This window comes from Mesorhizobium sp. Cs1299R1N3, from assembly GCF_037179625.1.
GTDB classification, from domain to species: Bacteria; Pseudomonadota; Alphaproteobacteria; order Rhizobiales; family Rhizobiaceae; genus Mesorhizobium; species Mesorhizobium salmacidum.
In genome coordinates, this window is sequence record NZ_JAPYKQ010000001.1 from 523,955 (window position 1) to 542,245 (window position 18,291).

The following is an 18,291-nucleotide window of genomic DNA, read 5'->3' on the forward strand; positions in this document are numbered from 1 at the left end:
CTCAGCCCGGCTTCAGCATCGAGCCTGAAATCGCGAAGATGCGGTCGGCGCCCAGCAAGTAGGCCATCAACGTTTCCAGGCGAAACAGCCCGGCATAGGCGCGGTCAAGCACGTTGAGCGAACCGGTATAGGCACCGAAGGCCGGCATGATCATGCGGCCGCCATCGCCGGCAAAGCAGCGCCTGCGCACCGAACGGCCTTGCTGCACGATGCGTGCGCAGGGATGGAGGTGGCCCGATATTTCGCCCTCAACCCGCACTTTCGATGGCTCATGCCGGAACAGCAGCGAGCCTATGGCCAGTTCCCGCACGGTCTCGCCGGGCAGGTCCGCGGGCGCTTCCGGGTCGTGATTGCCGGCGACCCAGAACCAGTCACGGCCTGCCATCAACGCTTCCAGCCGTTCGCGAAAGCTCGAATGCATGCGTTCGGCGCCGCCGCCGTCGTGAAAGGAGTCACCCAGGCTGATGACGATCGACGGCTGGTAGTCTGCTATCACCGCCTGCAGCCGCAGCAGGGTCGCGCCGGTATCGTAGGGTGGGATCAGCGTGCCGCGCCTTGCCAGCGACGACCCCTTCTCCAGATGCAGGTCCGATACTGTCAGCAGCCCGAGCTCGGGAAAATAGAGCACGCCGCGTGGATCGCAGACCGCGCGCTCGCCAGCGATGCCGACAAGGTCGGCCTCGGCGATCAGCGATGCGCACGCCAGCGAAAAGTTCATTCGTCAATCATCCCAGGCCCCATGGCCTCTTCGACCAGCGTCGCCGCATCCATCAGCAGCGTTTCATCGGCCTCGCCGTTCACCGGCATCTTGCCGATCTCGAGCATGATCGGCACGGCAAGCGGCGAAATCTGTTCGAGCGCCTTATGCATGATTCTACCCTGGATGCGCGAGAGCATGTCGGCAAGTCTGCTGACATCGAGCAGGCCGGTCGCCGCATCGGCACGCGTCGCCTGGAGCAGGATGTGGTCCGGCTCATGGCTGCGCAGCACATCGTAGATCAGGTCGGTCGAAACGGTGACCTGGCGGCCGCTCTTCTCCTGGCCGGGGTGGCGTTTTTCGATCAGGCCCGAGATCAACGCGCAATTGCGGAAAGTGCGCTTGAGAAGCCAGCTGTCGGCCAGCCAGGCCTCGAGATCGTCGCCCAGCATATCCTGGTCGAACAGTGCGCCGAGTGAAGGCTTCCTGGCTTTGAACATGGCGCCCATGTCGCCCAGCGACCATATGGCGAGCGCATAGTCGGTGGCGACAAAGCCGAGCGGCCTGGCGCCCGCCCTGTCGAGGCGACGGGTGAGCAGCATGCCAAGCGTCTGGTGCGCCAGCCTGCCCTCGAAGGGATAGGCGACGAGATAATGGCGGTTGCCACGCGGAAAGGTCTCGATCAGCAAATCGTCGCGCTTGGGCAGCATCGATTTGTCCGACTGGAACCGCAGCCAGTCGGCCACTTGCTCCGGCAGCTTCTTCCAGCGCTGCGGATCGTCCAGCATGATGCGGACCTGTTCGGCAAGGTAGGTCGAGAGCGGAAACTTGCCTCCGCCATAATAGGGCACCTTGGCGTCGCTGCCGGGCGCGTTCGAGACGAAACATTCATTCTCGCGGATGCCTTCGAAGCGCAGCACCTTGCCGGCGAACATGAAGGTGTCGCCATGCGTCAGAGTTTCGAGGAACGCCTCCTCGATCTTGCCGAGCACGCGGCCGCCGTGCGACGCCGAGCCTTTGCTGCCGGCCTTGACGTAACGCACGTTGAGCGCGGGCACCTCGATGATGGTGCCGACATTCAGCCTGTATTGCTGGGCGACACGCGGATTGGATACGCGCCACATCCCATCCTTGTTCAAGCGGATGCGGGCGTAGCGCTCGTAGTTCTTCAGCGCGTAACCGCCGGTGGCGACGAAATCGATGACGCGATCGAATGTCGGACGATCGAGGCCTGAATAGGGTGCCGCAGTTCGCACCTCTTCATACAGGTCGTCGGCGCGGAACGGTGCGCCGCAAGCGCAGCCGAGCACATGCTGCGCCAACACGTCGAGCCCGCCATCGACCAGCGGCGGCGTGTCCTGCGCGCCGAGATAATTGGCGTCGAGTGCTGCCCGGCATTCCAGCACCTCGAAACGGTTGGCGGGAATCAGGATCGCCTTCGACGGCTCATCCATGCGGTGGTTGGCACGGCCGATGCGCTGCGCCAGCCGGCTGGCGCCCTTCGGAGCACCGACATGCACGACCAGATCGACATCGCCCCAGTCGATGCCGAGATCGAGCGTCGAGGTGGCTACGATGGCGCGCAGCGCGTTTTCGCCCATCGCCTTTTCGACGCGCCGGCGCTGGGCGACGTCGAGCGAGCCATGATGCAGGGCGATCGGCAAGGTGTCCTCGTTGACCCGCCACAACTCCTGGAAAAGCAGCTCCGCCTGGCTGCGGGTGTTGACGAACAGCAAGGTCGTCTTGTGGCGCTTGACTTCGCGGTAGATTTCCGGCGTGGCGTAGCGCGCCGAGTGCCCCGCCCACGGCACGCGCTCCTCGGAATCCAGGATCGAGATTTCGGGCTTCGCACCGCCCGTCACAGTGATCAATTCCGCCATATCACCCGGCGGGTTCTGGCTGACCAGCCAGCGCAGCAATTCGTCCGGCTCGGCCACCGTCGCCGACAGGCCGATCGTCTGCAGGCCAGGGACGAAGCTGCGCAGCCGCGCCAGCCCAAGCGCCAGCAGATGGCCGCGCTTGGACGTCACCAGCGAATGCAACTCGTCGAGCACGACATAGCGCAGGTCCTCGAAGAAGCGCCTCGCATCGCCTGCCGCGATCAGCAGCGCCAGTTGCTCCGGCGTGGTGAGCAGGATATCGGGCGGCGCAAGCTTCTGGCGCTGGCGCTTGTGGGCGGGGGTGTCGCCGGTGCGCGTTTCGATGGTGACGGGCAGACCGATCTCCTCGACCGGCTTGCCGAGATTGCGCTCGATGTCGACGGCCAATGCCTTCAGCGGCGAGATATACAGCGTGTGGATACCGCGCCGCGCCTGGCCTGGTTTTCGCCTCGGCCTGACGGCCAGTTCGGTCAGCGACGGCAGGAAGCCGGCCAGCGTCTTGCCGGCGCCGGTCGGCGCGATCAACAGCACCGATTGCCCAGCTTGGGCCTTCGCCAGGAGTTCGATCTGATGCGCGCGCGGCGACCAGCCTTTCTCGCCGAACCATTTTACGAATGGCTCGGGCAAGAGGACGGCGGCATTCTGGTCGGCGAGGCGCGGCAGCTCGGTCACCCGCCAGAGGTAGCGCGGCGGCGCGCAATCGCCAAGCAGAATCGGAACAAAAGGGGATCGAAAACCTTACGGCCGCCGGAACCCTGTCGGCGCGCCATAGAGATAACCGATGCGGGCGATGGCTTCCTTCAGACCTTCGCGCGACACCAACATGGTGTGGCCGTTGGCGTGGATCATGGTCTCGGCATCGGTCATGATGGCGACATGGCCTTTCCAGAACACAAGGTCGCCACGTCGCAGCCCCGTAAAATCGGGGCCGGGCTGAAGCGGTTCGCCGACCGACACGGCCTGCATGTCGGAATCGCGCAGCACCTCCTCGCCGGCCATGCGCATGGCCAGTTGCACCAGGCCGGAGCAATCGATGCCGAAGCCGGAAACACCGCCCCAGAGATAGGGCGTGCCGAGAAACGTCTCGGCCACGGACACATAGTCGCCGGCCACTTCGCCGATCGGGCGCAGATGGCCAGCGATCAGGGCTTCACCGGAGGGCAGCAGTGCATAGTGCGTGCCGCGCGTTTCGGCGGCACCCGTCACGGTTACCGTCGATCCCATCGACAATTGCCCGGCAATCGGAAAGCGCAGATCGGGACCGGGATACAGGAACGTGCGCGGCACCGAGACGATATGGGTGGGCGCATGGTCCCGCTCGCCCAACATGGCGTCGGCGACATAGCCGACATAGCCGTCTCGCTCGGCCTGGATCCAGGCCCAGCCTTCTCTATCCTCGAAAACCAGGACATCGTCGCCGAACAGAGCTTGCGTGTTGACGCCCGAATCCAGCGTCGGCGCCTTGCGGATATCTGCCACCGGAACCGAAATCCGCGCTGGCCGGCCCGCTACGAAACGGTCGGCAGCGACCTCACCTTTCAACCTGGCATCGGCGAGATCGGAGCGGAAAGCGTGCAGGCGGGGGTCGTGGGCGGTCAAATCGGCAATCCAGTTAGATAGGAAAATTGTTCAGATCGGCAGTTCGTGGGCCTTGGCAATGATACCATCGCCGAAGCGCTCGACAAAGAGCGCGCCTTCGACAGTGCGCTTGATCAGGACGTTGCGCTTGTCGAGCTCGTCGCGGTGGCGCGACACCAGCTTCAGCGCGCCCATCGTGTCGAGGGCGCGCGTGATGACCGGCTTGGTGACGTTGAGGCGGGCGGCAAGCCCGCGCACGGTGTGCGGCGGCGGATCGAGATAGATGGTGAACAGGATTGCCGTCTGGCGCATGGTGAGATCGGGCGCATCCTCGCGCACCTGCGACAGCATCACTTGCTGCCACAGTCGCAAGGCCTGGCTGGGGCGCATCGCAATCGACATCGCGCCAGCATGACGGCAAATTGTTTCGGTTCCGTTTCAGTTTCTGCAATTTGCCGGCTCTGCTTGCGCATCAGCCATAGCGCGTCGAGATGATCCGCTCCAACGCCCGGATGCCTTGCGCCTCGCCACCGGCAGGGCCGTAGGGGCGATCGGCGGGGTTCCAGGCGAAGATGTCGAAATGCGCCCAGCTTGCCGACTTCTCGACAAAGCGCTTGAGGAACAGCGCGGCGGTGATCGAGCCGGCGAAACCGTCCGTGGTGACGTTGTTGATGTCGGCGATCTTCGACGACAGTCTCGCGTCGTAGGGCCGCCACAGCGGCATGCGCCACAGCGGATCCTCGACCGCGATGGAGGCGGCCGCCAGCTCCGCGGCAAACGCCTCGTCATCGGTGTAGAAGGGCGGCAGGTCGGGACCCAGCGCGACGCGGGCTGCTCCGGTCAGGGTCGCCATGTCGACCAGGAGCTGCGGTTCCTCTTCGTCGGCAAGCGCCAGCGCGTCGCCCAGCACCAGCCTCCCTTCCGCGTCCGTATTTCCGATCTCGACTGATATGCCCTTGCGGCTCGCCAGCACGTCACCCGGGCGGAAGGCGTTGCCGGCAATCGAATTCTCGACCGCGGGGATCAGCACCCGCAGCCGCACCTTGAGCCCGGCCGCCATGATCATCGAGGCCAGGCCAAGCACGTTGGCCGCGCCGCCCATGTCCTTCTTCATCAACAGCATGCCCGAGGACGGCTTGATGTCGAGGCCGCCCGTATCGAAGCAGACACCCTTGCCGACCAAAGTCACCTTCGGCGCGCCTTGCTGCCCCCATGTTAAGTCGATCAGGCGCGGCGCATCGGACGATGCACGGCCGACGGCGTGGATCATCGGGAAATTCTGTGCGAGCAGGTCGTCGCCCTTGATGACGGAGACTTCGGCCTTGTGGGTCCCAGCCAGGACCCGCACTGCCCGCTCCAGATCGTCCGGCCCCATATCGCTGGTCGGTGTGTTGACGAGGTCACGCGTCAGGAAAACGCCGTCGGCGATGCGGCGAACGCGCTGCGCATTGACGCCGGCCGGCAATTCGAAGCGCAGCGCCTTGCCCGGCTTCTTGCCATAGCGGGTAAAGACATAGCCGCCGAGCGCCAGCGCGATCGCCGCCAATTCAGGCTCGGCCGGCGCCGAGGCGAAGTGCCAGTCGCCTTCCGGCAGGGTTTTCGACAGCGCGCCCAGACCGAGCGCGCCCTCACCGACGCCAAGACCGAACATGGCGCCCGCGAGTGTGCCGTTCTCGCCGGGCACGGCCAGCGTCCTGCCGGCCTCGCCGGAAAAGCCGTTTGCCTTGGCCCAAGCGACAATAGACGGCGACAGACCGGCCGCGTCCAGGCCGTCCCTGGCGACCAGATGGATCGGCAGCGGGTTCTTCAGCTTGTTCTCGACCAGTTCCACGGACATCAGACGTTTCTCCTGCCGAACTCGCCCGAGTCGGCGTTTCTTAACCCTCCGTTAGGGTTAACAGAATATTTCTGCTGGAGGGAAGATGGCCACGCAATGGCCACGCGCATGAATGGAGGCCCAGGGTGCCGATGCCGACCAACCGCACGATAAACATCCGGGGAAAGCGGCTCATCACCACGGCATTCATGCTGGCGCTCGCGGCAGGTGTCGCGGGATGCGCAACCGACAAGCTCACCACCGGCTCGATCGGACGCACCGGCGGCAAGCCGCTGGAGACGATGTCGGCGGGAGAATTGCACAATGCCACGGCCGCTCTTGGCCAGTCCTATGCGAGGAACCCCACCGACAAGCGTATCGCCACCAATTTCGCGGCGGCGCTGCAGATGGACGGGGATGCCGACCAGTCGCTTGCCGTGATGCGCAAGCTGGCGATCGCCTATCCCAAGGACCGCGACGTACTCGCCGCCTATGGCAAGGCGCTGGCCGCCAACGGCCAGTTCGAGGCGGCGCTCGATGCGGTGCGCCGCGCACAGACGCCGGAATATCCGGACTGGAGGCTGGTGTCGGCGGAGGCGGCCATCCTCGATCAGACCGGCCAGAAGGACGAGGCGCGCCAACTCTACCGCAAGGCCCTCGAACTCAAGCCGAACGAGCCCTCGATCCTTTCCAATCTCGGCATGTCCTATGTGCTGGAAGGGGATCTGCGCACCGCCGAGACCTATATGCGGTCGGCCGCCCAGCAGTCGAACGCCGACAGCCGGGTGCGCCAGAACCTGGCGCTCGTCGTCGGCCTGCAGGGTCGTTTCGACGAAGCCGAGAAGATCGCCTCGCAGGAACTTTCGCCCGAACAGGCCCAGGCCAACGTCGCCTATCTCAGGCAGATGCTGGCCCAGCAGAACGCCTGGAGCCAGCTCAAGGACCAGGACAAGGCAAAGCCGGCGAAAACCGCCACCAACTGATCGCCGCGGGCTTACCGCAAATCGTAAAAGCCGCGCTCGATTGCAGCGCGGCTTTTTGTTTCCGCAGACGGATTCTGCGTTGGTTACTGGCTGGTCGACGCGGCCGCCCCGGGATGATCGCCGAAGATACCGCGCTGGCTGACCTGGATGCCCGCCGGCCCCAGGATGATGGCAAACAGCACCGGCAGGAAGAACAAGATCATCGGCACGGTGAGTTTGGGCGGCAGGGCGGCCGCCTTTTTCTCGGCGGCGTTCATGCGCATGTCGCGGCTTTCGGCGGCGAGCACGCGTAGCGCGTGCGCTACCGGCGTACCGTAGCGTTCGGCCTGGACAAGCGCCTGCGACACAGACTTGACCGATTCCAGCCCCGTGCGGCTGGCCAGGTTCTCGTAAGCCTGCTTACGCTCCTGCAGATAGGAGAGTTCGGCGTTGGTCAGGATGAATTCTTCCGCCAGGGCCACCGACTGCGCGCCGATCTCGTCGGCGACCTTGCGCAACGCGGCTTCCACCGACATGCCGGACTCCACGCAGATGAGCATCAGGTCGAGCGCATCCGGCCACGCCATCTGGATCGACTGCTTGCGCTTGGTCGCGCGATTGTTGACGTAGAGGACCGGCGCGTAGAAGCCGCCATAGGCAACCAGGACGCAAACGAACAGCCGGACCACCAATGGCTTGTCGGGCAATCCTCCGAGCACGAAAATATAGAACAGACCGAGCGCGAAGCCGACAAAAGGAAGCACCAGGCGGAAGAACAGAAAACGCGTTAGCGGATTCTGCCCGCGAAAGCCGGCAACCTTGAGTTTTTGCAAGGTGGCCTCGTCGGCCAACGCACGCCGCAGATCGAGCCGGTCGACAATGTTGCGCATGCCGATCGACTGTTCCTCTCGCAGACCCTTGCGGCGGCGATCGGCCTCTGTCGCAAGCCGCGCGCGCTGCTTGGCGCGAAGCTCATCACGCTCCAGCGCGACCGATTTCATGCGCGCCTTGAGCTGGTTTCCACCAAGCGCCGGGAGCAGCGTAAAGACGGTTGCGAACACGGCGATAGCGACCAGCAGCGCAATCAGGAAGCTGGGATCCGTCAGTGATTTGATGGCTTGTTCGGTCATGCCGCGGCCCTAGACTTCAAAGTTCATCATCTTGCGCATCACGAAGATGCCGATCGACATCCAGACGGCGGCGAAACCGAGTATCAAATGGCCGACGCTGGTCGTGAACAGCGGCATCAGATAGTTGGGACTGGAGAGATAGACGAGAAAGGCGACGATGAAAGGCAAGGCGCCGATGATGGCGGCGGATGCTTTCGCTTCCATCGACAGTGCCGCGACCTTGGCCTTCATCTTCTTGCGGTCGCGCAACACGCGCGAAAGGTTACCCAGCGCCTCGGAGAGATTGCCGCCGGCCTGCGACTGGATCTGGATGACGATACCGAAGAAACTCGCCTCGGTGCACGGCATGGTTTCGGGCATGCGCAAGGTCGCGTCGGGGATCGACAGGCCCATCTGCTGCGAATCGACTATCCGGCGAAACTCGGCCTTCACGGGTTCAGGCGATTCATTGGCGATCAGGCGTATGGCATCGTTCAGCGGCAGGCCGGACTTGACCGCCCGCACGATGATGTCGAGCGCGTTTGGAAATTCGTTGAGGAATGCCTTGACGCGGCGGGTACGACGAAAGGAGACGAACCAACGCGGCAGGCCGAGCGCTCCGGCGAGCAGCACACCGGGCAAGACAATCATCGGCGCTCCGGCCATGAACGCGACGATTGCCAGCGCGAGGCCGAATATGGCCGAATAGATATAGAAACGCTCGATCGGCACCTTCATCCCAGCCTGGCGAAGCTGGGCTTTCAGCGGCGGCTTCTTGACGGCGGTGTCCTTGGTCTTCTGCTTCTCGTCGAGTTCCTTCAGTGAATCCTGCACCGATTTGCGGCGCTTGGCCGCGTCCGCCGCGCGGTCACGGGTCGCCTTGACGACAGAACGGTCCGTCTCGGCGGCCTTGATCGTTTCAAGCCGCTTTCCGGCCTGTTTCTCATTGCTGATCTGGGTGAACAGGAATGCATAGGCGACCGCGCCGGCGCTGAAGCCGGCGAGCACGACAAATGCCAATACGGTGCCGTCAATTCCAAACATCGACCAGAACCTTCACGCCTGCGGATGCGTCAGTCAGCACGTTTCTCCATAGCCTCGAGCGCTGTGGCGAGACGCTGCTCCTCGCCATAGTATCGAGCCCGCTCCCAGAAATGGGGGCGGCCGATGCCGGTCGAGACGTGTTCACCCAGCAGCCTGCCGTTGGCGTCCTCGCCCTTGATGTTGTAGAGGACGATATCCTGCGTGATGATGACGTCGCCCTCCATCCCGATCACTTCGGTGATGTGGGTGATGCGGCGCGATCCATCGCGCAGGCGCGCCGCCTGGATGATCACGTCGATGGAGCCGACGACGATTTCGCGCACGGTTTTCTGCGGCAGCGAATAGCCGCCCATGGCGATCATGGACTCGATACGGTTCAGGCATTCGCGCGGGCTGTTGGAGTGGATCGTTCCCATCGAGCCGTCATGGCCGGTATTCATCGCCTGCAGGAGGTCGAAGACCTCGGGTCCGCGCACTTCACCGACGATGATGCGTTCGGGACGCATGCGCAGGCAGTTCTTGACCAAGTCGCGCATCGTCACCTCGCCCTCGCCCTCAAGGTTGGGCGGACGCGTTTCCAGGCGCACGACATGCGGCTGCTGCAGTTGCAGTTCGGCCGAGTCCTCGCAGGTGATGACGCGCTCATCACGGTCGATGTAGTTGGTCAGGCAGTTGAGCAATGTCGTCTTGCCGGAGCCGGTGCCGCCCGAGATGACGATGTTGCAGCGGACACGGCCGATGATCTTGAGAACTTCGGCCCCTTGCGGAGAGATGGCGCCGAACTTGACCAGTTGGTCGAGCGTCAGCTTGTCCTTCTTGAATTTGCGGATGGTGAGCGCGGTGCCGTCGATGGCCAGCGGCGGCGCAATGACGTTGACGCGCGACCCGTCGGGAAGACGGGCGTCGCAGATCGGGCTGGATTCGTCGACGCGGCGGCCGACCTGGCTGACGATGCGCTGGCAGATGTTGAGCAGCTGCTGGTTGTCGCGGAAGCGGATGTTGGTCTGTTCGACCTTGCCGTTGACTTCGATGTAGACGTTCTTGGACCCGTTGACCATGATGTCGGCGATGTCGTCGCGCGCGAGCAACGGCTCGAGCGGCCCATAGCCGAGCACGTCATTGCAGATGTCCTCGAGCAGTTCTTCCTGCTCAGCTATCGACATCGCGAAGTTCTTGATCGCGATGATATCGTTGACGATGTCGCGGATTTCCTCGCGGGCGCTTTCGGGATCGAGCTTGGCGAGTTGCGACAGGTCGATCGTATCGATGAGGGCCGAGAAAACCTGGCTCTTGGTATCGTAGTAGGTTTCGCTCTTTTCGCGGCCTTTCCTCGGTTCCGGCGCCATCGGCGGCGCCTCGACCGCGCGCCTGGCCGGTGGCGCGACAGGCGCGCTCGGCTGAGGCGTGGCCGCGGGCCGGGCAAGAACCGCGGTGTCCGCCGAGACCGTGGCGGCCGGCGCGACCGGTGCCGGCTGGCGAAATTCCGGCGTGAACCGATTGCCGTCGTCGTTGCCTCTTTTACCGAACATGACCGACTACCGACCCCATTGCGTCACTTCTTGTTGCGCGAGAGCTTGCCGAGCAGACTGCCCAGGCCAGCCTTCTTTTTCGCCCTGATTTCGCTGCGGCCGGTCAGCACATGAGCAATCTCGTTGATGGTGGCCACAACCGGGTTCTTGGCATCCATCTCGCCCAGCATGCGTCCGTTGTTTGCGGCATTGCCGAACAGCAAGGGATCAAAGCCGATGACCGACATCGGTGTCAGGCCCAGCGGCTCGGCGAAATCGGACGGCGATATCTCCGGCCGCTTGGGCACGCCGGCCTGGTTGATGATTAATTTCGGCGGCGGATCGTTCGGGCGAAGCCGCTTCAACATGTCGACCAGGTTCTTGGTGTTGCGCAGATTGGCCAGTTCCGGCGTTGCCGTGATGACGACCTCGTCGGCCTTGACCAGCGTGTTCTTGGCCCATCCCGTCCATACATGGGGAACGTCGAGCACAAGGATCGGCACGCTGCGCTGCGCGGTATCGACAAGTTGCGCGAAGGCATCGGGATCGAAGTCGTAGACGCGTTCCAGCGTCGAGGGCGCCGCGAGCAGCGACAGATGCTCGGCGCATTGGGTCAGCAGCCGGTCGAGATAGACTTCGTCGACGCGCTCGGGCGAGAACACGGCCTCGGCGATGCCCTGGGCCGGATCCTGATCGAAATTGATGTTGGCGGTGCCGAAGGCGAGATCGAGGTCGGCGACAACGACCTCGGATTTGAACAGGGAGGACATTGCCCAGGCAACATTGTGGGCGATCGTGGAGGAGCCGACGCCGCCCTTGGCGCCGACGAAGGCGACCGAGCGGCCAAGCGGTTCAGCTTCCGGATCGACGAAGATCGACGACACGACGCTGACGACGTCGGCCATCGAGACCGGCGCGATGACGTATTCGGAGATGCCGGAGCGGATGAGTTCGCGATAGAGACCAACATCATTGTAGTGACCGATCACCACCACTTTCGAGGATGGATCGCAGTATTCCGAGAGCTGGGCGAGTTGCTCCAACAGTTGCTTGGGTTCGCTGCGCGATTCCAGCAGGATCAGGTTCGGTGTCGGCGCCGACTGATAGAACTCGATGGCGGTGGGAACGCCGCCCATATGGACCTTGAGGTGCGCCTTGGTCATGCGGCGGTCCTCGCCGGCGCGCTGGACCGGATTGGCAACGCCCTCCGTCTCGCAGAATGCCTGGATCGAAATACGCGGAACCGGCCGCAACGCCTGCATCGCGGCGACGTCCTGCGGCGAGGTGTCACCGGCCTCCACGGTGGCGTCATAGGCAAGGTTGCTCATGGTCATGCTCTTTCCGTGGCCTGTTCGTGGCGTCGCTTCTTTCCGAGGCGGCTTAGTAAGTCACTTCCGAGTTGCCGAGTAGTTCCTCCGAAATGCCCCTGTCTTGGTAGACACCGATGGCTTTGCTGCGATTTGCCGCATCAATGGTAGTAGACTTGCGCGGCCCGAGAAGATCGCCTGGATTGGCCATCTGGGCGGCAAGATTGTTCTGATAGGAGCAGCCGAAATCGGCGTAGTGCTTGTTCTCCGACGTTTCCACCAGGTCGGCGGGCCAACGTCCGCATTTGTCGGTCTGTGCCCTCACCGCGATGTAGGAGACGCGAACCGGGGCTGATGCCTCGCTCGATCCAGCCTGATAGGAGACCACGACGACCCGGTCGCGCTTGATCCCCGCGGCGACCGCGAGCCGGGCGAAATCGTGGCCGGCTGCGGTCGCCGCGACTTCGTTGGCCGATCCGCTTGGAATCTGGATCGTCAATGCCGGAGCGGCACTCTTGTCATAACCGTCGAGGAAACCCAGGAGCGTGTCGCGCTGCGAGCCGGTCATGCCGCGGTCGCCAGCGCCGACAGGAAGATCGATCTTCTGGTTCTTCTCCGCGATGACGATCGGATGATTGGTGCGATAGTCGTCGGGGATGGCGCCGACGGTAATGCTGTCGCGGTGGGCACAACCAGCCAGCAGAGCCGATACCGCCACCGCCATGATCGGAAGGGCTCGCAGGCTTATCCGAGAACGGCCGGAGCGCATCGCCATGGTCCTTGCCTTCAATGCTGACTGAGACATGTCTGCTTTCCCGTTCACTTGTAGATGAAGCCGACAACGCCGTGATAGCGGCCATTGGGCCTGTCGGTCTGCATGGTGCCGTAGACGCGATTGACACGCCCAAGGAACATGCCCGCCCCGTCGCTCGGAGGGTTGAAATTGTCGTCCGGCTTGGCGAGATCGTTGCGTGCCACGGGTTTCACCAGATAGGGCGTGATGATGATGACGAGCTCGGTCTCGTTGCGCACGAAATCCCTGCTGCGGAAGAGCGCGCCGAGCACAGGAATCTTTGTCAGTCCAGGCAAGCCGTTGACGGCTTGCCTGACATCGTCGCGAACCAGGCCGGCGATCATCATGGAGCCGCCCGAGGGCAGTTCGACCGTCGTATCGGCAAGACGCTTGCGCAGTGACAGGGCATTCATGCCGATACTCTGATTGTCCGTGGATGCCGAGACGGACCCCTCGGTTGTCGGCTCGGAAACCGAGGTCCTGACTTTCAGGCTTATCCGGCCGGGCGATAAAACCACCGGCAGAAATTCCAATCCGATTCCGTACTCGACCTTTTCGACGGAATAGGTCTTCAAGCCGGTCTGGTTGTCTTGCGATACATTCGCGGAGACGTTGGTCACCATGTTGTATTCGCCACCGACCCTGAACGTCGCCTTCTCACCAGATACGGCGGTCAGGGTCGGTTCGGCCAACGTCTTCATGACCCCCGACTGCTCCATGGCGTTTATATATGCCTGGAGTGCGGAGGAGCCGATGCTTAGGCCCGCGTTCGACAATGGCTTCCCGAGACCAGTGAAAGGGTCACTGAGCGCGCCATAGCTGATGCCGTTGCTGCCGCCACTGCCGACCATGTTGACACCGAGCTGCTTCATCACGGAGCGGCTGACTTCGGCGACCGTCACCTTCAACGTGACCTGATCGTCTCCGATGATCTGCAGCAGATTGACGATTTGGCTGGTGCGGCGCTCCTGGTCCGGGTTGTTGATGTCGACACCGCTCTGGGCCGAGCCGCCGGCGGCGGTCTGCGAATATTGTCCCGTCGTCGCTTCACCGCCGGACACAAACATATTTGCCAGCTGTTCGGCGCGCTTGGCATCCAGGGGGGTATCCACGGTACCGGTCAGAACCACGTTGTCGTTGAGCAGTTCCACCTTGACGGCCGAGGTCGGAATGAAGCGCCTGATATAGTCCTCCAGGCCGGCGACGTCGCGCTCGATGGCCAGGTCCAGGCTGGCGATCTGTTCGCCGTTCGGCCCAAAGACGAAGATGTTGGTTTCGCCGACCGCCTTGCCGAAGAGGTAGATGCGCCTTGCGGTGCGGGTCACCGCATCGGCGACAGAGGGATTGGCGACAAGAATGTCGTAGGCATCGCTCGGCAGGTCTATGACCACCGACTTGTTGAGGCCAAGCTTGACGCGCTGGGTGGCTGTCGTGGCAGACACCTGCGTGCTCTTCGCCTCGACGCCCTGCACATTCGCTGCGACGAGCAAAAGGCCGAGTGCCGTGGCGACGATTGCCGGCAGTTTAGCGCTTAGCCTCATTTCCTTGCCCCTACTTCGGAGACTTCGCCCGACTTGATCAGCCTCACCGTTCCCCGGCGGCCATTGCCGGAAACGAGATAGTCGGCCTCGTCCACATTCTTTTCCTGGGTGTCCGTGATCGCCCGCAGCGCCAGCGTCAGGCGATCCGCCATCTGCTGGGCGACGGTGATGATCTCCGCCTGTTTGGGTGTCAGCTCCAGCGTGGCGGTCTGGCCCACCCTGGTCTTCTTGCCTTCCTCGTCTTCCTGGATGGTCTGGTCGATTGCCAGGACACGGATATTCTTCAGGATGGTCTCGGTGCTGAAGCCGGCCCCGGTGTTGGCATCGGCCCTGCGGGTCATGATGACGTCGACGAAATCGTTGGGAAGAATGAAGCCGCCGGCCGAAGTGTCCGCCGAAATTGTCGTGGCGACCGCCCGCATGCCGGACGGCAGGATGGACGACATGAAGCTTTGTCCCTCGCCGATCAGCTTGGAGCGCCGCACGGGCTCGCCGGCATACATCGGCACACGGGCAATCGACCCTTTCAGCTTCTCCAGGGCATCGGGAGCTGTGGCCTTGGTGATGAAATTCGCGTTGATGCCGTCAGCAGGCCAGGATTGCCAGCCTATGTTGTTCTCGAGCGCGTTGCCCATTGCGACATCGCCCGAGAGCACAAGCACGTCCTGCAGGGCCACCGCGGGCGCCTGAGGGCCAGAATCGACGACGACCTGAGGCGGCGGGGCGACCATGTTTTTCGCGACATAGCCAGCACCGCCCGCCGCGGCCACCGCCACGCTCAGAATAATCAATCGGGATGCTGGCATCTGTCCGAACCCTCGCCCTTGGCAAACCACCTAGCCAAGCCGGACTTTGCAGCGGCAATCGTCAAAACAAGGTTAATGCAATGCTTACGATCGTGATTAATTTAAGGTTTATATAAATTAGAACGGATCGCGCCGTGAGGCGCGGAAATGCTGGGCCGCCGCTCCGCAAAGCCGGCGTGCAAGGCATGTCGGCCGACGAAAATTTAATGAATTCAGCTCGCCAGCCTTGCCAGCGCCCACACCATCAAGGGGGAATCGGGATAGGTCAGCAGGCCACCCAGGCCGAGCGCGATCCCGTAGGGAACACCGGCTGATTCTTCCGCAAAATGACGCAGGAATGGATTGCGTCCGGTGAACATCGCCAGAGGCGATTTCCGGTAAAACAGGATCGCGATCGTCAGAAGGCCGCCGATGATTGTCGAAGCGACAAGATATTCGACGAGATGGACGTTGAGCCCCATCCACACGGCCGTGGCGGCCAGCAGCTTGGCATCGCCACCGCCCATGCCACCCAAGGCGAACAGACCGAATGTCACGGCCAGGACAATGGCGCCAGCGGCGAAATGCCAGCCGTAAGCCGCCCATTCCATGCCCGTCAGCGGCGCCACCAGCGCGAAGACGACGACAAGCAGCACCGGCACGCGATTGGCGATCGTCATCGACAGCATGTCGGAGATCGCGGCAAACAGCATGCAAAACGGAAAGACGACGAAGATCAGGGCTTCAAGCATCGGGGCTATGCCTATTGTCGGATTCCAGGGGGCTCAATCTAGGCATGTTCGATTAACGATTGATGAGGCCCGGAACGAAAGACGACTGGTATTGGCAGCGGCATAGAACAAGGGCCGCAACGCGGCGGCCCTTGTTCAGAATGCAGTCCGAGTGTTCAGCAATACGACAGATTAGCTGCCGCTGCCTGCGGTGTTCATCGCGGTACCGATAGTGGTAAACTTGGCATTGATTGCATTGCCGAGGGCGCCGGCGCCGGTGATGATGGCGAGCGCGATGAGAGCGGCGATCAGACCATATTCGATGGCGGTCGCGCCGGATTCGTCCTTCACGAAACGTGCGATGAGATTAGACATTCGAGAGCTCCTACTCCACGTGTTACAGCACTTCCGTCAACTTCTGTGATGGTTGATCGGATGCTGCCAATCTAGGGAGAAGCTCTTTCAATCGGCTTAATAAACAGCCTTACCGATTCCTTTCCCGGCTCGAAGCGAGTGCGTGGTTAACTCTACACTAAGCGCTGGCTAATATTCCGTTTCGCGGGTCAACGCCGTAAAAGGCAAGGGCTTGCGGAAGCTTGCGGGCCCTGCGCGCATCCGGCCATGCCGGTAGCCATGCCGACCGCCACATCCGGCGGCAAGCCGACTTAACCGTTGGTTCACCAATCTCGTTCATGTTCCGTTGAACAGTCCGCTTGCGTGGAGCGCCTTGATGGCCGTGCCGAAATCCTCAATCCTGATTGCCGCGCTTCTTGTCGCCGCCAGCTTGATTACGACCGCCAGGGCTGGCGCCGACATCGAGGTCACCATGAATCAGGCTAAGATCGTGAAACTGTCGCGCCCCGCCGATACGATCGTCGTGGGTAACCCGGCAATCGCCGACGCTTCCGTCCAGGATGCCTCGACGATCGTACTCACCGGCAAGGGTTTCGGTGTCACCAATCTCGTCGTTCTCGACCCGGACGGCAGCCCGATCGTCGACGCACAGGTTACCGTGGTCCGCCAGGCAGCCTCGTCGGTTCGCATTTACCGGCGCGCGGATGTCCAGACCATGTCGTGCACACCCTATTGCGAAAGCTCGTATAAGAGCGAGGCGGAGAAATCGTCCGAAGCCGAGATGAACCTCAGCAAATAGGCTGCACGGAGTGCGCCATGGCCCAGGTTACCGCCTGGTTAAAACGCCCGCGCCGACTTTAACGATCATTCAAACCGGACCTCAATTGGTTTGCGCTAGTAGACCTGTCAGCACCGTCCAGGGATGGCAGGAACATCGCATGAGCATGGAATTCAGCTCGACAGGTCAGCACAAGATGGAGCGCACCAGATCTTTCAGGCGCTTCGTGCGCGACCGGCGCGGCAGCACGGCGCTGGAGTTCGCGCTGCTTGCAATGCCGTTCGCACTCCTGGTGTTCGCCATCCTCGAAAGCTGCATCTCGTTTGCCAGCCAGGAGGTGATGGCCAACATCACGGACGATGTCGCACGCCGGCTGCGCACCGGCCAGTTGAGGGCCGCCGACATCGCCGGAGATAGTTTGAAGAACATGATCTGCGACAAGCTGGAAATCATCGTTTCCCAGGATTGTCCCAATCAGTTGAGCGTCGATCTTCGCCAGTACACGGCGTTCTCCGACGCGGCTTTGGCCGGCTTCAGGATTCAGGGCGGTGACATCAAGCTGACGAACAGCGGCGCCGATGTGCCCTTTGCCGTCACGGCGGGTGCGGCGGAATCAAAGAACATGCTGCGGGTCTTTTACAAATGGCCGATCATGACCGACCTGATGGCGCAGTCGATGGGGGGTAACAAAACCCTGCATTTCGCTTCAGTGACCTGGCAGAACGAGCCGTTCGACAATTGAGACTATCACGCAAGCACCAACAAGAAAAAAGGCAACGAGTATGATGCGTGCGGGGGCACATCTGGGAATTGCACGGCTCTGGGGCAAATCGGTCAGGTTCTGGTCCAATCGCCGCGGCGTCGCGGCGGTCGAGTTCGCGCTTATCGCGCCTATCCTGCTGGTCATGTATTTCATGACCTTGGAGGCTTCGCAGGCCATAGAGACAAGCAAGAAGGTCAGCCGTGTCGGCAGCATGGTCGCCGATCTCGTGACGCAACAGCCAAGCATCGTCAAGGCGGACCTCGATGCCATCATGAAGATCGGCAGCGTAACCCTTCAACCCTACAACCGCTCGACGCCGAACATCACCATCACCGCCATACAGGTCACCACCGATGCCACGCCCAAGGTGAACGTGATGTGGTCGCGCAAGGTGGTCAATGGCGTCTACAGTGTCGCCACCACCCTGCCCGCGACCACCACGGTTCCGGCAACGCTCAAGGTCCCCGGCACGTTCCTCATCCGCGTCGAGAGCAATCTCAACTATTTGCCGATCATCGGCTGGACGACGGACAGCCCGCAGAAGCTTGGAATGACCCCATCTCTCACAACGGCGATCCCGATGGGCGAAACGTATTATCTGCGCCCCCGCAGGAGCGTCACGATTCCTTGCGGCGACTGCTGAAA

At 62.5% G+C, this 18,291-nt stretch carries 18 protein-coding genes; 4 read left to right on the forward strand and 14 right to left on the reverse strand.

From position 1 onward, the window contains the following. Window position 1 precedes the first annotated feature (1 nt). The 5 genes from pdeM to O7B34_RS02445 form a co-directional block, all read right to left on the reverse strand. Window positions 2-718: a ligase-associated DNA damage response endonuclease PdeM gene (pdeM, locus tag O7B34_RS02425; RefSeq protein ID WP_337144730.1), complete on the reverse strand. Its 717-nt coding sequence runs from the start codon at window positions 716-718 to the stop codon at window positions 2-4. After that, window positions 715-3,249 (reverse strand): ligase-associated DNA damage response DEXH box helicase, encoded by a 2,535-nt coding sequence (locus tag O7B34_RS02430; RefSeq protein ID WP_337144731.1) that lies wholly within the window; start codon window positions 3,247-3,249, stop codon window positions 715-717. Before O7B34_RS02430 ends, pdeM begins: the two co-directional genes overlap by 4 nt. A 66-nt stretch (window positions 3,250-3,315) precedes the next feature. Further along, complete coding sequence (locus O7B34_RS02435; protein ID WP_337144732.1) at window positions 3,316-4,176, reverse strand: C40 family peptidase; 861 nt, start codon at window positions 4,174-4,176, stop codon at window positions 3,316-3,318. Between the two features lie 30 nt (window positions 4,177-4,206). Continuing rightward, entirely contained in the window at window positions 4,207-4,557 is a 351-nt protein-coding gene (locus tag O7B34_RS02440) for a MarR family winged helix-turn-helix transcriptional regulator (protein WP_015319324.1), read from the reverse strand. Between the two features lie 70 nt (window positions 4,558-4,627). Next, the gene (locus O7B34_RS02445) at window positions 4,628-5,992 is read right to left on the reverse strand and encodes a leucyl aminopeptidase family protein (protein ID WP_337144733.1); all 1,365 of its coding nucleotides are present in this window, start codon (window positions 5,990-5,992) and stop codon (window positions 4,628-4,630) included. 131 nt (window positions 5,993-6,123) lie between these two features. On the opposite strand from O7B34_RS02445, the gene O7B34_RS02450 reads away from it, so the two are divergent. Next, entirely contained in the window at window positions 6,124-6,954 is an 831-nt protein-coding gene (locus O7B34_RS02450; RefSeq protein WP_337145185.1) for a tetratricopeptide repeat protein, read from the forward strand. Between the two features lie 83 nt (window positions 6,955-7,037). On the opposite strand, the gene O7B34_RS02455 is transcribed toward O7B34_RS02450, so the two are convergent. The 9 genes from O7B34_RS02455 to O7B34_RS02495 form a co-directional block, all read right to left on the reverse strand. Next, entirely contained in the window at window positions 7,038-8,063 is a 1,026-nt protein-coding gene (locus O7B34_RS02455; protein ID WP_337139316.1) for a type II secretion system F family protein, read from the reverse strand. A 9-nt stretch (window positions 8,064-8,072) separates the two neighbouring features. Continuing rightward, complete coding sequence (locus O7B34_RS02460) at window positions 8,073-9,086, reverse strand: type II secretion system F family protein (protein ID WP_337144734.1); 1,014 nt, start codon at window positions 9,084-9,086, stop codon at window positions 8,073-8,075. Window positions 9,087-9,115: 29 nt separating this feature from the next. After that, the gene (locus O7B34_RS02465) at window positions 9,116-10,615 is read right to left on the reverse strand and encodes an ATPase, T2SS/T4P/T4SS family (protein WP_337106224.1); all 1,500 of its coding nucleotides are present in this window, start codon (window positions 10,613-10,615) and stop codon (window positions 9,116-9,118) included. A 23-nt stretch (window positions 10,616-10,638) separates the two neighbouring features. Further along, a complete protein-coding gene (locus O7B34_RS02470) occupies window positions 10,639-11,928 on the reverse strand; it encodes an AAA family ATPase (RefSeq protein WP_337144735.1) in 1,290 nt (429 codons plus the stop codon). Window positions 11,929-11,974: 46 nt separating this feature from the next. Next, complete coding sequence (locus O7B34_RS02475) at window positions 11,975-12,706, reverse strand: CpaD family pilus assembly protein (protein ID WP_337144736.1); 732 nt, start codon at window positions 12,704-12,706, stop codon at window positions 11,975-11,977. Window positions 12,707-12,720: 14 nt separating this feature from the next. Beyond that, window positions 12,721-14,235: a type II and III secretion system protein family protein gene (locus O7B34_RS02480; RefSeq protein ID WP_337144737.1), complete on the reverse strand. Its 1,515-nt coding sequence runs from the start codon at window positions 14,233-14,235 to the stop codon at window positions 12,721-12,723. Then, a complete protein-coding gene (gene cpaB / locus O7B34_RS02485; RefSeq protein WP_140507621.1) occupies window positions 14,232-15,041 on the reverse strand; it encodes a Flp pilus assembly protein CpaB in 810 nt (269 codons plus the stop codon). Before cpaB ends, O7B34_RS02480 begins: the two co-directional genes overlap by 4 nt. 212 nt (window positions 15,042-15,253) lie before the next feature. After that, the gene (locus tag O7B34_RS02490) at window positions 15,254-15,772 is read right to left on the reverse strand and encodes an A24 family peptidase (RefSeq protein ID WP_337139302.1); all 519 of its coding nucleotides are present in this window, start codon (window positions 15,770-15,772) and stop codon (window positions 15,254-15,256) included. A 171-nt stretch (window positions 15,773-15,943) separates the two neighbouring features. Then, window positions 15,944-16,126 (reverse strand): Flp family type IVb pilin, encoded by a 183-nt coding sequence (locus tag O7B34_RS02495; protein WP_140507625.1) that lies wholly within the window; start codon window positions 16,124-16,126, stop codon window positions 15,944-15,946. 355 nt (window positions 16,127-16,481) lie between these two features. On the opposite strand from O7B34_RS02495, the gene O7B34_RS02500 reads away from it, so the two are divergent. The 3 genes from O7B34_RS02500 (at window position 16,482) to O7B34_RS02510 (ending at window position 18,289) form a co-directional block, all read left to right on the forward strand. Then, complete coding sequence (locus tag O7B34_RS02500) at window positions 16,482-16,904, forward strand: pilus assembly protein N-terminal domain-containing protein (RefSeq protein ID WP_337139300.1); 423 nt, start codon at window positions 16,482-16,484, stop codon at window positions 16,902-16,904. Window positions 16,905-17,043: 139 nt separating this feature from the next. Beyond that, window positions 17,044-17,625 carry a TadE/TadG family type IV pilus assembly protein gene (locus O7B34_RS02505; protein WP_337139298.1) on the forward strand — a complete coding sequence of 194 codons (582 nt, stop codon included), beginning with the start codon at window positions 17,044-17,046 and terminating at the stop codon, window positions 17,623-17,625. Window positions 17,626-17,665: 40 nt separating this feature from the next. Beyond that, window positions 17,666-18,289 (forward strand): TadE/TadG family type IV pilus assembly protein, encoded by a 624-nt coding sequence (locus O7B34_RS02510; RefSeq protein ID WP_337144738.1) that lies wholly within the window; start codon window positions 17,666-17,668, stop codon window positions 18,287-18,289. The last annotated feature ends 2 nt before the right edge of the window (window positions 18,290-18,291 follow it).

What these genes read in the sequence shown, in the direction of transcription:
- pdeM (WP_337144730.1), bottom strand. Translation starts at nt 718, where the DNA reads ATGAACTTTTCGCTGGCGTGCGCATCGCTGATCGCCGAGGCCGACCTT.
- O7B34_RS02440 (WP_015319324.1), bottom strand. Translation starts at nt 4,557, where the DNA reads ATGTCGATTGCGATGCGCCCCAGCCAGGCCTTGCGACTGTGGCAGCAA.
- O7B34_RS02445 (WP_337144733.1), bottom strand. Translation starts at nt 5,992, where the DNA reads ATGTCCGTGGAACTGGTCGAGAACAAGCTGAAGAACCCGCTGCCGATC.
- O7B34_RS02450 (WP_337145185.1), top strand. Translation starts at nt 6,124, where the DNA reads ATGCCGACCAACCGCACGATAAACATCCGGGGAAAGCGGCTCATCACC.
- O7B34_RS02455 (WP_337139316.1), bottom strand. Translation starts at nt 8,063, where the DNA reads ATGACCGAACAAGCCATCAAATCACTGACGGATCCCAGCTTCCTGATT.
- O7B34_RS02460 (WP_337144734.1), bottom strand. Translation starts at nt 9,086, where the DNA reads ATGTTTGGAATTGACGGCACCGTATTGGCATTTGTCGTGCTCGCCGGC.
- O7B34_RS02465 (WP_337106224.1), bottom strand. Translation starts at nt 10,615, where the DNA reads ATGTTCGGTAAAAGAGGCAACGACGACGGCAATCGGTTCACGCCGGAA.
- O7B34_RS02470 (WP_337144735.1), bottom strand. Translation starts at nt 11,928, where the DNA reads ATGACCATGAGCAACCTTGCCTATGACGCCACCGTGGAGGCCGGTGAC.
- O7B34_RS02475 (WP_337144736.1), bottom strand. Translation starts at nt 12,706, where the DNA reads ATGTCTCAGTCAGCATTGAAGGCAAGGACCATGGCGATGCGCTCCGGC.
- O7B34_RS02480 (WP_337144737.1), bottom strand. Translation starts at nt 14,235, where the DNA reads ATGAGGCTAAGCGCTAAACTGCCGGCAATCGTCGCCACGGCACTCGGC.
- cpaB (WP_140507621.1), bottom strand. Translation starts at nt 15,041, where the DNA reads ATGCCAGCATCCCGATTGATTATTCTGAGCGTGGCGGTGGCCGCGGCG.
- O7B34_RS02490 (WP_337139302.1), bottom strand. Translation starts at nt 15,772, where the DNA reads ATGCTTGAAGCCCTGATCTTCGTCGTCTTTCCGTTTTGCATGCTGTTT.
- O7B34_RS02495 (WP_140507625.1), bottom strand. Translation starts at nt 16,126, where the DNA reads ATGTCTAATCTCATCGCACGTTTCGTGAAGGACGAATCCGGCGCGACC.
- O7B34_RS02500 (WP_337139300.1), top strand. Translation starts at nt 16,482, where the DNA reads ATGGCCGTGCCGAAATCCTCAATCCTGATTGCCGCGCTTCTTGTCGCC.
- O7B34_RS02505 (WP_337139298.1), top strand. Translation starts at nt 17,044, where the DNA reads ATGAGCATGGAATTCAGCTCGACAGGTCAGCACAAGATGGAGCGCACC.
- O7B34_RS02510 (WP_337144738.1), top strand. Translation starts at nt 17,666, where the DNA reads ATGATGCGTGCGGGGGCACATCTGGGAATTGCACGGCTCTGGGGCAAA.